Annotated in this window: 16 protein-coding genes; 11 read left to right on the top strand and 5 right to left on the bottom strand. The window is 70.1% G+C overall.

The features are described 5' to 3' along the window. Positions 1-15 precede the first annotated feature (15 nt). From arfB to ACZ5L9_RS17645, 5 genes are all read left to right on the top strand, one after another. Entirely contained in the window at positions 16-414 is a 399-nt protein-coding gene (gene arfB, locus ACZ5L9_RS17665) for an alternative ribosome rescue aminoacyl-tRNA hydrolase ArfB (protein ID WP_464530203.1), read from the top strand. Between the two features lie 110 nt (positions 415-524). Further along, positions 525-2,339: a glycoside hydrolase family 43 protein gene (locus ACZ5L9_RS17660; RefSeq protein WP_464530199.1), complete on the top strand. Its 1,815-nt coding sequence runs from the start codon at positions 525-527 to the stop codon at positions 2,337-2,339. Between the two features lie 196 nt (positions 2,340-2,535). Continuing rightward, complete coding sequence (locus ACZ5L9_RS17655) at positions 2,536-2,925, top strand: DUF5994 family protein (protein ID WP_464530196.1); 390 nt, start codon at positions 2,536-2,538, stop codon at positions 2,923-2,925. Positions 2,926-3,069: 144 nt separating this feature from the next. After that, entirely contained in the window at positions 3,070-3,864 is a 795-nt protein-coding gene (locus ACZ5L9_RS17650) for an alpha/beta fold hydrolase (protein ID WP_464530193.1), read from the top strand. A gap of 5 nt (positions 3,865-3,869) precedes the next feature. Further along, entirely contained in the window at positions 3,870-5,006 is a 1,137-nt protein-coding gene (locus ACZ5L9_RS17645; protein ID WP_464530190.1) for a PP2C family protein-serine/threonine phosphatase, read from the top strand. A 50-nt stretch (positions 5,007-5,056) separates the two neighbouring features. Here ACZ5L9_RS17645 and ACZ5L9_RS17640 read toward each other — a convergent pair whose 3' ends face one another. Continuing rightward, positions 5,057-6,205, bottom strand: a complete 1,149-nt coding sequence (locus ACZ5L9_RS17640) for an MBL fold metallo-hydrolase (RefSeq protein WP_464530186.1) — start codon at positions 6,203-6,205, stop codon at positions 5,057-5,059. A 225-nt stretch (positions 6,206-6,430) separates the two neighbouring features. Here ACZ5L9_RS17640 and ACZ5L9_RS17635 point away from each other — a divergent pair, with 225 nt between their 5' ends. Continuing rightward, positions 6,431-6,745, top strand: coding sequence for an STAS domain-containing protein (locus ACZ5L9_RS17635; RefSeq protein WP_464530184.1), 315 nt, complete (start codon positions 6,431-6,433; stop codon positions 6,743-6,745). An 8-nt stretch (positions 6,746-6,753) separates the two neighbouring features. Here ACZ5L9_RS17635 and ACZ5L9_RS17630 read toward each other — a convergent pair whose 3' ends face one another. After that, a complete protein-coding gene (locus ACZ5L9_RS17630; protein ID WP_464530182.1) occupies positions 6,754-7,788 on the bottom strand; it encodes a hypothetical protein in 1,035 nt (344 codons plus the stop codon). A gap of 209 nt (positions 7,789-7,997) precedes the next feature. On the opposite strand from ACZ5L9_RS17630, the gene ACZ5L9_RS17625 reads away from it, so the two are divergent. From ACZ5L9_RS17625 to ACZ5L9_RS17610, 4 genes are all read left to right on the top strand, one after another. Continuing rightward, the gene (locus tag ACZ5L9_RS17625; protein ID WP_464530179.1) at positions 7,998-8,951 is read left to right on the top strand and encodes a DUF389 domain-containing protein; all 954 of its coding nucleotides are present in this window, start codon (positions 7,998-8,000) and stop codon (positions 8,949-8,951) included. A gap of 89 nt (positions 8,952-9,040) precedes the next feature. Next, positions 9,041-9,574: a hypothetical protein gene (locus tag ACZ5L9_RS17620; protein ID WP_464530177.1), complete on the top strand. Its 534-nt coding sequence runs from the start codon at positions 9,041-9,043 to the stop codon at positions 9,572-9,574. Between the two features lie 92 nt (positions 9,575-9,666). Then, positions 9,667-10,455 carry a hypothetical protein gene (locus ACZ5L9_RS17615; protein WP_464530173.1) on the top strand — a complete coding sequence of 263 codons (789 nt, stop codon included), beginning with the start codon at positions 9,667-9,669 and terminating at the stop codon, positions 10,453-10,455. Between the two features lie 93 nt (positions 10,456-10,548). Continuing rightward, positions 10,549-10,899 (top strand): MmcQ/YjbR family DNA-binding protein, encoded by a 351-nt coding sequence (locus ACZ5L9_RS17610; RefSeq protein ID WP_464530171.1) that lies wholly within the window; start codon positions 10,549-10,551, stop codon positions 10,897-10,899. Positions 10,900-10,983: 84 nt separating this feature from the next. Here ACZ5L9_RS17610 and ACZ5L9_RS17605 read toward each other — a convergent pair whose 3' ends face one another. Beyond that, positions 10,984-11,340, bottom strand: a complete 357-nt coding sequence (locus tag ACZ5L9_RS17605; protein ID WP_464530168.1) for a winged helix-turn-helix transcriptional regulator — start codon at positions 11,338-11,340, stop codon at positions 10,984-10,986. Between the two features lie 58 nt (positions 11,341-11,398). On the opposite strand from ACZ5L9_RS17605, the gene ACZ5L9_RS17600 reads away from it, so the two are divergent. Continuing rightward, on the top strand, positions 11,399-11,746 hold the full coding sequence (locus tag ACZ5L9_RS17600) for a DoxX family protein (protein ID WP_464530164.1): 348 nt from the start codon (positions 11,399-11,401) through the stop codon (positions 11,744-11,746). 64 nt (positions 11,747-11,810) lie between these two features. Here ACZ5L9_RS17600 and ACZ5L9_RS17595 read toward each other — a convergent pair whose 3' ends face one another. Both ACZ5L9_RS17595 and ACZ5L9_RS17590 read right to left on the bottom strand, forming a co-directional pair. Then, entirely contained in the window at positions 11,811-12,461 is a 651-nt protein-coding gene (locus tag ACZ5L9_RS17595; RefSeq protein ID WP_464530161.1) for a PhzF family phenazine biosynthesis protein, read from the bottom strand. Between the two features lie 103 nt (positions 12,462-12,564). After that, positions 12,565-13,023, bottom strand: a complete 459-nt coding sequence (locus ACZ5L9_RS17590; RefSeq protein ID WP_464530158.1) for a hypothetical protein — start codon at positions 13,021-13,023, stop codon at positions 12,565-12,567. Positions 13,024-13,052 lie beyond the last annotated feature (29 nt).

Below are 13,052 nucleotides of genomic sequence, written 5' to 3'. Positions count from 1 at the left end.
GGGCATGATGGCCCGGTGATCACCGTACGCGGCTACGTGGTTCCGGACGCCGCACTGGCGTGGCGGTTCTCACGCTCGTCCGGCCCGGGCGGCCAGCACGTCAACACCACCGACTCCCGCGTCGAGCTGATCCTCGACCTCGGGGCCAGCGACATCTTCCCGGAGCCCCTGAAGCAGCGCCTCATCGCGCGCCTGGGGGAGCAGGTCGTCGTCGTCGCCTCGGAGCACCGCTCCCAGCACCGCAACCGCCAGGCCGCGGAGGAGCGCCTCGCCGCTCGCCTGGAGGACGCGCTCAAGCCCCCGCCCGGCCGTCGGGTCCCGACCAAGCCGTCGAAGGGCTCGCAACGCCGGCGGGTGGACGCCAAGAAGCGGCGCTCGGAGACCAAGCGACTGCGCGGCCGGCCGCAGGACTGACCGCGTCCTGAACACCTGGCAGGGCGCGCCGCCAGGTTTCGCTGAAGCGGGTGGGGCTCCTGTTACTGTCCGCCGGTCAACGCCTCGCCTCCGACCCGGAACACCTGTCTGTGAATCGCTTCTTCTCGGTCCTCCGAAGCCGCCTGCTCGTCTACGTCTCCGCCCTCGCCGTCCTCGCGACGACCTTCGCCCTCGTCTCCGGGGGTGACATCCGACCCGCCGCCGCCGAGATGCGACCGGAGATCGCGACGGTGACCGTCAACGGCGTGCACGTCCGGGCCGGAAACGCCGCCGAGAGCACCGTGTCGCTGTGTCCGCGCGCGACCAGGATCGCGGCCCGGCTCTTCGACAAGCGCAGCAGGAAGCCTCGCGGGTCGCGGGCGTACACCATCTTCTGGCGTACCACCCAGAGCGGCGCCTGGCACGCACGGCGCGGACGGACCGGCCCCGGTGGTCGGGTCGCACCCGTGCACCTGGCCGGGCGGCTCACCGAGTTCGAGGTCAGCGGCAACCGCTACAGCCACGTCTTCCACGTCCGGTACCGGCACTGCTCGGCCTCGGTCGAGAACCTCCAGACCTCCACGCCGTACGGCGTGCGCGGCGAGCCCGATCCCTATGTGAGCGTCACGGGCACGCTGCGTACCGAGCGCAGCGACGGCACCACGCACCCCTTCGCGGGTGGACAGGTGGACGTACGGGACAACCGGACGGGACGCGTCCTCGCGACGGTGCGGGCGGGCGCGGACGGGACGTTCCGGGCGGGCGTGGCGCTCGCGGGCTCGACCACGATCAGCGCCACGCCGGTCGCCGGCCCGGGCGTCTCGGCGACGCATCCCGTCGCCTACGGCGCCACCTGGCGACTCCGCGCCGCCCAGAGCGACCGGATCGTGGTGCCCTCGTGGATGAGCCGCCGGCACGTGGACTACAGCCCGAGCCCGTCCTTCTCGCCGCAGCTCACCAGCTATGCCGGCGGTTTCGCCGACCCGACCGTCATGCGGGTCGGACGGCACTACTACGCCGCAGCGACCACCAACTCGAACCTCAACCTGCCTGTGCTGACCAGCACCGACCTGCGCACGTGGCGACCGCGGGCGCCCCTGCCGAACTACTACGACTACACCAGCTGGCCGCAGTACAACGACGCGCTGCCTGAGGCACCGGCATGGGCGGCCCGGACGAGCACCCGGGAGAACGTCAAGCGCATCTCGCAGTGGGCACCGTCGCTGGCGCGGATCGGCAAGCACCGCTATCTCGCCGCGTTCTCCGCCGCCACCCGCGTGAGCGATCGTCGCCGCTCCTGCATCGGACTGGCGCTGGCCTCCGATCCGGCCGGGCCCTACCGGCCGCTGTCGAGGTCGCTGCTGTGCGACCCGTCCACCTATTTCGGCGTCATCGACCCCAACATCTTCGTCGACCCTCGCACCCACCACATCTATCTGGCCTGGGCCGCCGAGGGGATCCCGCACGAGCGCAAGGGCCGGCTCGCGATCCGCCAGCTCAACGCCGCGGGTACGGGGTGGGCGCCCGGGAGCCGTCGCCACGACCTGCTCACCTTCTCCCAGAAATGGGAGGGCGTCATCGTGGAGAACCCGTCGATGATCCGCTACCGCGGGACGCTGTATCTCTTCTACTCGGCGAACTCCTACGGCACCAGCCGCTATGCGACCGGCTACGCGATCTGTCGGTCCGTCGCCGGCCCCTGCACCAAGCCGCGCCACACGCCGCTGCTCAAGAGCACCGGCCGGATCGCCGGGCCCGGGGGAGCGGATGCCTTCGTCGACGGCCGCGGACGCCTGCGCCTCGCCTACGCCGCTTGGCAGAAGGGCCATGTCGCGCAGGCCGGGTACGGTCGTACGCTCCACATCGCGACCCTCGCCCGCAGCGCACGACACCACACGCTGCAGCTCCAGCAGCTGACGCAGTAGATCCGGGTGACGTCCGGCCTGCACCGCGCCACGGCGGGCGAGCCAGGAACGGGCGGGGGCACGGGCGCGGGGAATGGGCGTACGGCCCGCGCACTGTTACCGTGCAAGAGCACTGTGATCGTCAGGTCACGCTCCGCCCGCTCTGGGCCTCCGGTTCACGGATTCTGACGAAGACAGCAATCGCGAGGCGGTGGCCATGGCCACGCACGATGATCTCCCACGTCTTGCCCTACGTACGGCACCCGTCCCGGGGTCGCCGGCCGGGGCGTGGTGGCCGCAGAGCCGTTCCCTGGGCACCGAGCTGACAGAGCTGTTCGCGCTGTGGCCGGATGAGGCCGGGCGTATCGTCCGGCTCCTCTACTCCCCGCCCGACTGGGAGGACCGACCGCGCTCGGTGGCCGTCGGGGCCGGACGCCGGATCAAGACCGGATGCTTCCCCGACGACGACACCCACAACGTCACCCTGTCGATGATGGACGGGAGCAGGCGCGTGATCACGGTCATCCCGCCCGACAGCTCACCGGACGCCGCCGCAGCGGTGCTCGCCACCTTCCCCGCGAGCACCTCGGGCCGTTCGGCCACCTGACCGGTCGTGGGCCGTTCCCTCGTCACGCACTGGGACCGGCTCACGATGGATCCTCTGGAGGACTCTGCTGACCGCTCGCCGACGTGGGCATCGTCCTCGGGCGGGTGGTCACCAGCGGTCCGCCTGTCCCGATACCCTTCGGTCATGAATCTGGCTGGCCGGCTGAACGTCACCACGCACGGGCCCGTCGACGCTCGCCCGATCGTGTTCGTGCACGGGTTCGGCTGTGGTCAGCGGATGTGGCGCCACGTCGCGCCGTCGTTCGCCGACGACCATCGCGTGGTCCTCCTCGACCTGCCCGGCTCCGGGGACTCCGACCTGACCCAGTACCGGGCGGCGCACTACACCAGTCTCGAGGCCTACCGCGACGATCTCCTCGAGCTGTTCGAGGAGCTCGACCTGACCGACGCCGTGTTCGTCGGTCACTCCGTCTCGGCCATGATCGGCGTCCTGGTCGCCAACGCGGCCCGCGACCGTGTCGGCCGGCTGGTCCTCGTGGCGCCGTCCGCGCGCTACCTCGACGACGACGGGTACGTCGGTGGCTTCTCCGAGCGCGACGTCGACGAGCTGCTCGACCTGATGCAGCGCAACCACCTGGGCTGGCAGGACCCGCTCGCGGCGATGGTCGCCGGCGAGGCGGCCACCGAGGTCAAGGTCGAGCTCGAGGAGAGCTTCTGTCGCACGCGGCCGGACATCGCGGCCCAGTTCGCCGCCGTCACGTTCCGGGGCGACAACCGCGCTGACCTCGCCGAGGTGCGGATCCCGACCCTCGTCATCCAGTCGGGCGTGGACGCGGTGGCGCCGCTGTCCGCCGGTGAGTACATCCACGAGCACACCGCGGGATCGACCCTCGCCGTCCTCGACACGCGTGGCCACTGCCCTCATCTCAGTGACCCCGGCGCGACGATCGCCGCCATCCGAGAGTTCTTGGGCGCCTGACCTCGGTGGAGACCGCTGCCGGCACCGCCGACCTGTTCGAGCACGCTCCCTGCGGCTACGTCGTCACCGACGGCGCGGGCGTGATCGTCCGCGCGAACGCGGAGTTCCTCCGCATGGTCGGGCGGCGCGCCGACGAGGTGGTGTCCCGGCGCACCCTCGCGAGCCTGCTGTCGCTCGCCGGACGGATCTTCGTGGAGACGCACCTCTTCCCGATGCTCGAGCACAACGGGGTCGTGCGCGAGATCGACCTCGACCTGGTCGGTGCCGACGAGCGTCGCGTGCCGGTGCTGCTCAACGCCAGCCTGCTCGCGCCCGGCACGGGTCGGGCGGTCCGGGCGGTGTTCGTCGAGACGCGGGATCGTCACCGGTACGAGGACGACCTGCGCGAGGCGACCCGCGCTGCCGAGGTCGCCAGCGCGCAGGCGGCCTCCCTTGCAGAGACGCTCCAGCAGACCCTCATCCCGCCCGCCCCGCCGCGGATCCCGCACCTCGACATCGCGGCGGTCTACCGTCCGGCCGGCACCGGCCGCGAAGTGGGTGGCGACTTCTACGACGTCTTCCAGGTCAGTGCCACCGCATGGATCGTCGTGCTCGGCGACGTGAGCGGGAAGGGCGTCCAGGCGGCCATGGTCACCTCGCTGGTGCGCTACATGGTGCGGTCGTTCGCCATCGAGCACCCTGATCCGGCCGATCTGCTGCTCCAGGTCGACGCGGTGCTCTCAGCGCACGAGACCCGCCATTACTCCACCCTGGTCGTGGCGCGCCTCGAACGCTCGGGCGACGAATGGGAGCTCGCCGTCAGCCTGGCCGGGCACCCTGCCGCACTGCTCCGCAGCCCGCAGGGCGGTGTGACCGAGCTCGGCATCTTCGGCACCCCGGTCGGACTCGTCGACAAGCCGAGGTTCTCGACGGTTCGACACCGCCTCGCCGAGGGCAGCGTCACGCTCTACACCGACGGTGTCACCGAGGGACGCGCACCGAGCGGGATCATGTACGGCGAGGAGCGCCTGCAGGCACTCGTCCAGGGCCTGCCAGCCGACGTGCACGCCATCACCGACGGCATCGCCCGCGAGGCACTCGCCTTCCAGGGCGGCGAGCCCAGTGACGACATCGCCATCGTCACCTTCGCGCCCCGTCGCTGAGCAGCCACCCGAGGGTGGCTGCCCGGCTTGGCTGCCCGGCGGTGCCTGCCTCAGCGGCGGTGCTCGCGCAGCGGCAGGCGCAGCCTGTCCTCGCCGACGACGACCCGACCGCCGAAGCCCACCTGTGCCCGGCGCTTCCAGCGGGCGTGGCTGACCAGGGAGTGAGCCGAGGGCACGAGGTGGGTCAGGACGAGGGTCCGCACCCCCGCCGCCTCGGCCACACCGCCGACATCGGTCACCGACGTGTGCGACTTCTGCAGGTGGTCCAACGCGGCCGGCGGGAGGTCACCGAGCGCGTCCAGGTCGATCGCCTCGTGCACCAGGATGTCGGCGCCCTTCGCCAGCCGGACCAGGTTCGGGGTGAGCGAGGTGTCGCCCGAGAACACGACCGACCCGTGATCGGTGTCGAACCGGTAGGCGAAGCTCGGGAAGACGGGGCCGTGCGGGACCAGGGTCGCGGTGACCCGGACCCGGTCGTCCTCCATCACCTTGAACGGCGTCATGCGGGGTGCGGTGTCGGTCAGCGGGTCCGCCTTGACCCGCTTCGGGAGGGTGAGCTCGTGGATGCGGAACAGGTCGCGTGGGTCGGGGCTGCCGGAGTCGCGGATGAAGACGTTGGAGCTGTACGCATAGGCCTTGACCAGGTGCTCGGTCATCTCGGCCAGCCCCGGAGTCGGGTCGTGCGGGGCCACGGTGGGGACGCTGCCACCGTGGAACGGCGGCTGCAGCGCGCCCGCCGGGCCCGGGCCGTAGACGTCGACGCGTTGGGTGAGCGCGTCGTTGTCGTCGGTCACGCCCCAACCGGCCAGGAGGAAGACGTTGTAGTAGTCGGCGATGTGGTCCGCGTGCAGGTGGGTGATGAAGATCGACTGCAGGTCGGCGTAGCGCAGCCCGACGTCGTAGTAGTTCGTCACCGAGCTGCGCCCGCAGTCGATCAGGTAGTTCCTGCCCTCGACGTGCAGGGCGCTCGCGATGCCGGCGCGGTCTGGCTCCGGCGGGGGCCCGGCCGCGGTGCCGAGCAGCACGAGCTCGGCCTTCCCGAACGGCTTCGAGGGGCGGCGGGTGGTGATATCGGCGCCGAGCGCGGGTCCCGCGCCGAGGGCCAATGCGGCGCCGACGGCCGCGGTCGCGCCGCCGGTGAGGAGGTTCCGGCGCCGTACGCCGCTGTGGTCGGGCTGGTGGGTGCGGTCGTCGTTCATCGTGGCCTTCCGAGACGGGAGAGATGAGCTCGTGTCGTTCGGCTCCAAACGATAGGACGTGACGCCGATCACGTCCAGGGTCGTGGAGATGCTCCCGCACAGTTGCGCCGCGACGGCTGGCTTCCGGCGCGCGCTGCCCGTACTGTCGAAGGCGACTGAGGGTTTCTCGAGTTCGCCGGCTGAGGCGCGACCGTTCTTGGTTCTCCACGACGACAAGGTCACGACATGCGCGGACCCGCCTCCTTCACCATCACGACCCTCGCCGGGCCCGACGCGGTGGTGCTCGCCCGCGGCGAGCTGGACCTGGCCACCGCGCCGGCCTTGCGGATCGCCGTCCTGGACTGCCTCGGTGAGGGCGCCGCGACGATCGGCGTCGACATGCGCGCGGTCAGCTTCATCGACTGCTCGGGCATCAATGCGATGCTCGACATCCGCCGCGCCGCCAGCCGTACGGGGTCGACGGTCTCGCTGATCAACCCCAGCGACGGCGTCCTGCGCGTGGTGCGCCTGACCCAGACGGGCACCCTGCTGGCTGCCTGAGGGCGCGGTCACGCCCGGTGGGCGACCGCCTTCTTGCCCGTGGTGGTGACGGTGTAGGCCACGTGGCGGTGCAGGAACGGGTTGGTGCCGGTGATGCGCGCGCCGCCGGGGACCTGCTCGGTGGTGACGACCTTCGCGCCGATGAGGCGGTTCGTGATCCTGGCGAACCGCCCGGCGGCGGAGCGGACGGCTGACACCGCCACGGTGTGGTGGTGGGCGTGCTGGGTCAGACCGCGGGCGAGCACGGTCGCCCCCGCCTTGATCTGGGTCGGCATCGTCGCCAGGAACGAGCCCTCGGTGAACTGCTGGAGCGTGATGGTGCTGCCCGCGGCGGGGACGGACACGTGCTGCGCTCCGTAGGCGAAGTCGGCGACATCGGTCTCGCCACCGGAGACGACCTTGATGGCGGTCACGACTCCGCCCGCGTCGACGGTGAGCGTGTAGGTGCCGCTCTGGCCCTTCGAGGTCAGATCGGTCAGGGCGAAGACGTAGGTCGTCGCGCCGTCGGCAGCCACCGTCTCGCTCGGTGTGCCGGTCAGCGTCGACTGGGCGGGGTCGACGATGGAGGCGAGCGCCAGGTCGGGAGCGATCTGAGCGATCGCGCTCTCGCTATCCGTGTTGCGCATGTCCAGGGACGCGTCCGGGACGAAGATCCAGCTGGCGTGCGGCCGGTTGATGGCCTGCAGCACCCGCTTGGTCGGCACAGCCGCACCGAGGCTGCTGAGTGTCATGTACGTGCCGGAGTGCTGGGCCTCGACCAGCGTGCTGCTGCCGCCGACGCCGGCCGAGCCGAGGTCCACCGCGTAGATCGCCTGCATCGCAACCGGCGCCGCGCCGGCCTCGGCCGAGCTCCCCTGAGCGTTCCACCCGGCCTTGGCGGCGGCCGTGGTCGGGGGCTCGGCGGCCGTCAGCGCGGTGACGAGGTCCGCGGTGGTGAAGGTCGGGGCGAGTGCGGTGTCCGCGAAGGCGCTCGCGGGAACGAGGGCGGCCCCGAGGGCGAGCGCCGTGGAGGCGAGCAGCGTGGAGGAGCGGTACGACAGCATGTGGCAGCAGGCTTTCGCGCAGGGACCGCTCGAGTCTGTGTCCGCGCGGCCAGGTGGAAGGTGGCAGAAGAATCGCACGTTGCGGCGCTCCGGGTGGGGGAACGGGTGAACGCCCGCCGTCGGCTCGGTGTGCTGTGGATGTCCTGGCTCGCCCGGTGCGCGTCCATCAGACTGAGTCGTCCTCACGCCGACCCAGAGGGAGCCCGACCATGGAGCACCTGCGCGTCACCTCGCCCGCAGACCTGACCGATCGCGTCGTCGAGGTGTTCACCGGTGAGCCGGCGGTGAGCCAGCTGGCGGTGATGCGCGGCGTCTCGCTCGCGCCTCCCGGCGATATCGTCCTGGCCGATGTCGCCCGCGAGGCGACGAACGACATCCTGGACCGCCTCACCGCACTGGGCGTCCCCGAGCGCGGGTCCATCCACGCCGAGCCGGTCACGACCTGGATCTCGCGGGCCGGTCTCGACTCGGAGCGTCGGGCACCGGGAGCGGGCGCCGATGCCGTGGTGTGGGCGGAGGTCACGCAGCGGGCGTACGAGGAGGCCGAGCTGAACTGGACGTACGTCGCGTTCATGACGCTGGCGACGCTGCTGGCCTCGATCGCGATCGTCGTCGACTCCCAGATCCTGGTCATCGGTGCGATGGTCCTGGGTCCGGAGTTCGTCGCGATCGCCGCGCTCGGACTGGCGCTCGTACGGCGCCGTCGTGGTCTCTTCACCGCGGCGGCGCGGACGCTGGTGATCGGGTTCGCGGTGGCGATCGCGGTGGGCACACTCGCTGCGCTGGCGGCACGGGCGCTCGGCTGGGTGACGGCGGCCGACGTGACCGGGAAGCGTCCGGACACCAGCTTCATCTACAGCCCGGACAAGTGGTCCTTCATCGTCGCCCTGATCGCCGCCGCAGCCGGTGTCCTGTCGCTGACGAGCGCCAAGGTCGGCGGGCTGTCGGGGGTCTTCATCTCCGTCACCACGGTCCCGGCGGCGGGCAACGTCGCCCTGGGCATCGCCTTCGGCGCTCGCCACGAGGTGCTGGGCAGCGCCGCGCAGCTCGCCCTCAACATCTCCGGCATGGTGCTCGCCGGCTGGCTCACCCTCGCCCTCCAGCAGGAGGTCGGTCGCCGGACGGCACATCGCCGCGAACGGCTGGCGCGCCGTCGGCGGTAGGTGGCTGGCGCGTCACGCTCTCGCGTCGATCGACGCCCGTCTTGCACCGTTCGGCGGTTCTCGTGCGACGCACGCGAGACGATGAGTCGATGGTCTTGCTCGGTTGGCTGCGCGGCCTCGCCGGTGTCTCGACGCTGGTCCTGCTCGGTGGCTGCGGCGAGCTTCACGCTGAGGGATGCACTCTCGTCGACACGACGTCAGGCATCATGATCGATTACGCGAGCGTCACTGTGCAGCATCCACACGAGCGGTTCGCGCTGCGCGCCTGCCTCGGCTCCGTGTGCCGGACCCAGCGCTATCGCACTCTTCACCCCGGCATCACATTCGTTGCGTTCAGCCGGAATCTCCTCAGTGACGGAGAACCGCAGGCGGTCCAGGTCACCATCTCCGACTTCGCAGGCGGCCGACTCTTTCACGGGCAGACCGAGGTGACAGCGCGCAAGACGGAGATCAACGGCCCCGGCTGCCCACCAACCACGTGGGTAGGAAAGGTCGTTGCGACGGGAAGCGACACGCTGACCCCGGCAGAGCCAGTCTGGGACCCCGGGGCTCGTCGTGGGCAGCGTGCTTCGCCACCCGAACGAAGCGGATCCGACGGCACAGACAGCTCAACCGCGGAGTGAGGCACCCGCGAGCACGCGAGTCGCGGTAGTTCGGTGCGCTCCTGGTTGCCAACGGTGTCGAGCCAGATCGGGATGGGACGTAGAGTCCGCGGGTGCCGCGCAAACGCCAGTTCCGACGCCTTCGTCGCCTGCGCCTGATCGGGACGGCCGGAGCGTTCGCGGCTCTGTTCGGTGGTGCTTCGGGAGTCTCGGCCATCGGCGATGCGCTGCATCATCGCCAGGGCGGCGTGGTGGGTGTGGCGATCGGCGCTGTGCTGGTGGCGGCCGGGATCGTCGCGGCTACGTGGGCGTTGCGGCGCCGTGACCGAGTCGAAGTCAACGATCGTGAGTGGCTGAAGGCTTCTGGTCTCGATGACGGGCTTCCGATGGGTGCCTTCCGTGATGGGCAGGACATCGGGTTGGAGCCGGCCGATCACCTGCTCTTGGGTGCGGCTTTCTTCGCCGGCGTTGCCGTCGTCTTGGTGGCCACGGGTCTGACCGAGACAGGTGTGGGGTGGAGATACGGTCTTGGGTTCGGCCTGGTCATGGGCATCGGTCCGGCGTCGATGTTCATGTGTCTCGGCACTGGAACGAGGCTGTGGCTCACCCCTGAGGGCATCGAACGTCGACGGTGGCCGGCGAGGTCTGTGCAGTGGGTGGAGGTGACGCGACTCGTTCCTCTGTACCGCGGCACTCCGGAGCGGCGGGTCTCTGTCGCGACCGACGTCATCGAACTGCAGACAGCGATGTCTTCGAGCGGCCGGCTGCTTTCCTGGGCCCGAGGGGACTTCAGCATTCGAATGCTGCCGCTCGAACTCGGCGCGAGCGAGCTGGTTGCGCTCCTCGAGGCCAGGCTGCCATCGCACCATGCCGCGTCGGGCGAGAACGTGCCTCGAACCTGATCGCTCATCGGCAGATCCTGTCCTCTTGGAGTGAACTGACTCGCAGCGATGCGACGCGACGTGCAGGTGCGCAGTTCGCGGCAGGATGGCCCCGTGCCCTGCGAGATCCCGGACTTCCTCGACCTGGTTTCCCAGCTTCCCGGTGTCAGCCGCTCTGACCGGGACAAGTGGCTGCGGTACGACGTCGAGGGCCGCACCTTCGGCTACCTCTGGCCCGCAACGCGAACGATCGGGTTGAAGCAGACGATCGTCGAGCAGCTCTCCCTGGTGGCCGAGCGTCCGGACGTCTTCGAGGTGCAGTTCACCTCCGGGGGCTTCGGCTGGGTCGTCATCCACCTCGAAGGTGTTCAACGCGACGAGCTCGCCGAGCTCACCTTCGAGGCGTGGCGCTTGACCGCCCCCGATGCGTTGATCGAGGAACGGGCCGACGAGCTGCCGTCCTAGGACCGCGGGGCCAGCCAGATCGGAGCCGACGCGGACCGAGGCGCACGGAGCGGAAGACACGCGGTCGTCACGGTCGAACGAGCTTCAGGCCTGTGATTCGAGGAAGTCGGCGAGCGCCTCACCGTGGGTTCGGGCCCACTGCGCCAAGCTCGCGATGGGCTCCTGCAGGGTGCGGCCGAGCTCGGTCAGGCTGTACTCGACGCGAGGCGGTGCCTCGGCGTACGCGGTTCGCTCGACGAGCCCGTGGGCCTGCAGCCGGCGCAGCGTCTGGGTGAGCACCTTGCGAGAGATCCCACCCGAGAGCGCGACGAGGTCGCCGTGGCGCATCGGGCCGTCCTTGAGGGCGAACAGCAGGACCACCGACCACTTGTTCGCGATCGCCTCGAGCGCGGTGCGGGCCGGGCAGTCGGCGAGGAAGAGGTTCCCGGCGGTGTCGACCATGCCTGCACGGTACCGATAGGAACCCATCGGTACCTATCGGATCCCTAGCGTCGTTGCCATGAACCTCGCAACCACCGTCGTGTCCCTCGTCCTCGCCGTGGGCATGCTGCTCTCGGGCGTCTTCAAGCTCGTCCGCGCGCCCCACATCATGAAGTTCGCCGCGTCGGTCCATCTCACTCCGCCTCAGCTCACGGCGCTGGGGATCCTTCAGCTCGCAGCGACGGTGGGTCTCGTCGCCGGGCTCTGGTATGCGCCGTTCGCGATCGCGGCTGCCGTCGGGCTGGTCCTGTACTTCATCGGCGCGATCCTCACCCACGTCCGCGTCGGCGACCCTCATGTCCAGGGCGCCGTGGTCTTCGCCCTGCTGTCGGTTGCGACGTCGGCTCTGCTCGTCGCCGCCGTGTGACGATGCGATGAACGCGGTCGGTCTCGATAGATCCCGACGTCCATGCGAGGTCCGTGCGGGAGAGTCAGGCGCTGTTGACGACGAGCCCTGACAGCCTGATGTCGCTTCCTTGTGGGCTGACCAGGATGACCGAGCCTTTCCCTTGCGTGATGGTCAGAGCGCGACCCAGAGCATGGCAGAGCTCGATGGCCGCAGAGCCCGTGGCTTCGTCCTCGGGCGTGCCCGAGACGGAGGTGAAGGCTCGGGCTCGAACGCCTCCGCGCCCTTGGTCCTCCCACGCCCAGACGTAGTCATGCCGATCCGGGCCACCGATGTCGGCTGCGAGCACGTCGGCGGGATCGGTGAGTTCGATGAGGTTCCAGGGCACCCCTCGTCCTGCGGGCGCGTCGATGCTGCACTGGTTGCCTGCCACGTGGGCCGTCACGGTGATGGCTTCGGTCGAGAGCCTTGTCACTAGGTTCCCGCGCTGTTGAAGGAACCATCCCGCACCGAGCAGTGGGTAGCCGGCGAAGGGGATGAGGCCGGCCGGCGTGAAGATCCGAACACGGCCAGTGTCGGGGTCGTCGATGAAGACGGTCTCACTCGTGCCGGCCCGGCGCGCGACGCGGGTGCAGTCATCGTCGCCCAACTCGGCGCTGTCCGTGGCCACCGCAAGGAGGTTGCCAAAACGGTACTCACCGTCGACGAAGACGCGGACTGTCTCGAGGGCTGGCACGAGGCGAGCCTAGAGCTGGGTCAGGCTGCTGCCGGTGCGGCGCACTGACAGCAGGTTCGCGGCCACTTATCCCGCCCGTGACGCGACCACGCGACGTCCCCAGTCATCCGTCTGCTCTGTTCGGCCAGGTGCCGTACAGGAGCGTCTCTCCGGGGTTCGCGCCGACGTCGCGGTACGTCGCACCGATCTCGCACACCGCGCCGGTTCCGCGCTCGACGGTGATGATCAGCGCCTTGCGAGGGCCGTCCGGTGGGCCACCAGGCACGCCGCCGTGGATGAAGCTCGCGTCTGCGTCCCAGACCAGTCGGATGTTGAGGTAGCTCTTGCCGTGATCGCACTGGCCTTGGGGATCGAACGGTCCGCCAGTCGACGGGAACACTGTGGCGCCGACGAAAGTGCCCGTGACCTTGCTTTGCTGCTCACGGGCGATCCGCAGCGCGAGGGCGTGATCAGTGCTGTCGAAGGAGCCGAGTCTCGACGACGGCGCCGCGCCGTCCGAGGATCCACAAGCGGTGAGCGCGACAAGGCAGATCGCGACAACGGCAAGATGCTTACCCTGCATCGCGTCCTCCGATTCGGAACTCCCTGCTC

It is taken from the genome of Nocardioides sp. JCM 18998, from assembly GCF_055391535.1.
This window is presented reverse-complemented; position numbering and strand designations above follow the sequence as displayed.

Excerpts from the sequence above, each read along its gene's own strand:
- ACZ5L9_RS17655 (WP_464530196.1), top strand. The coding sequence starts at position 2,536 with ATGGCCACGCACGATGATCTCCCACGTCTTGCCCTACGTACGGCACCC.
- ACZ5L9_RS17650 (WP_464530193.1), top strand. The coding sequence starts at position 3,070 with ATGAATCTGGCTGGCCGGCTGAACGTCACCACGCACGGGCCCGTCGAC.
- ACZ5L9_RS17640 (WP_464530186.1), bottom strand. The coding sequence starts at position 6,205 with ATGAACGACGACCGCACCCACCAGCCCGACCACAGCGGCGTACGGCGC.
- ACZ5L9_RS17635 (WP_464530184.1), top strand. The coding sequence starts at position 6,431 with ATGCGCGGACCCGCCTCCTTCACCATCACGACCCTCGCCGGGCCCGAC.
- ACZ5L9_RS17630 (WP_464530182.1), bottom strand. The coding sequence starts at position 7,788 with ATGCTGTCGTACCGCTCCTCCACGCTGCTCGCCTCCACGGCGCTCGCC.
- ACZ5L9_RS17625 (WP_464530179.1), top strand. The coding sequence starts at position 7,998 with ATGGAGCACCTGCGCGTCACCTCGCCCGCAGACCTGACCGATCGCGTC.
- ACZ5L9_RS17620 (WP_464530177.1), top strand. The coding sequence starts at position 9,041 with ATGGTCTTGCTCGGTTGGCTGCGCGGCCTCGCCGGTGTCTCGACGCTG.
- ACZ5L9_RS17605 (WP_464530168.1), bottom strand. The coding sequence starts at position 11,340 with ATGGTCGACACCGCCGGGAACCTCTTCCTCGCCGACTGCCCGGCCCGC.
- ACZ5L9_RS17600 (WP_464530164.1), top strand. The coding sequence starts at position 11,399 with ATGAACCTCGCAACCACCGTCGTGTCCCTCGTCCTCGCCGTGGGCATG.
- ACZ5L9_RS17590 (WP_464530158.1), bottom strand. The coding sequence starts at position 13,023 with ATGCAGGGTAAGCATCTTGCCGTTGTCGCGATCTGCCTTGTCGCGCTC.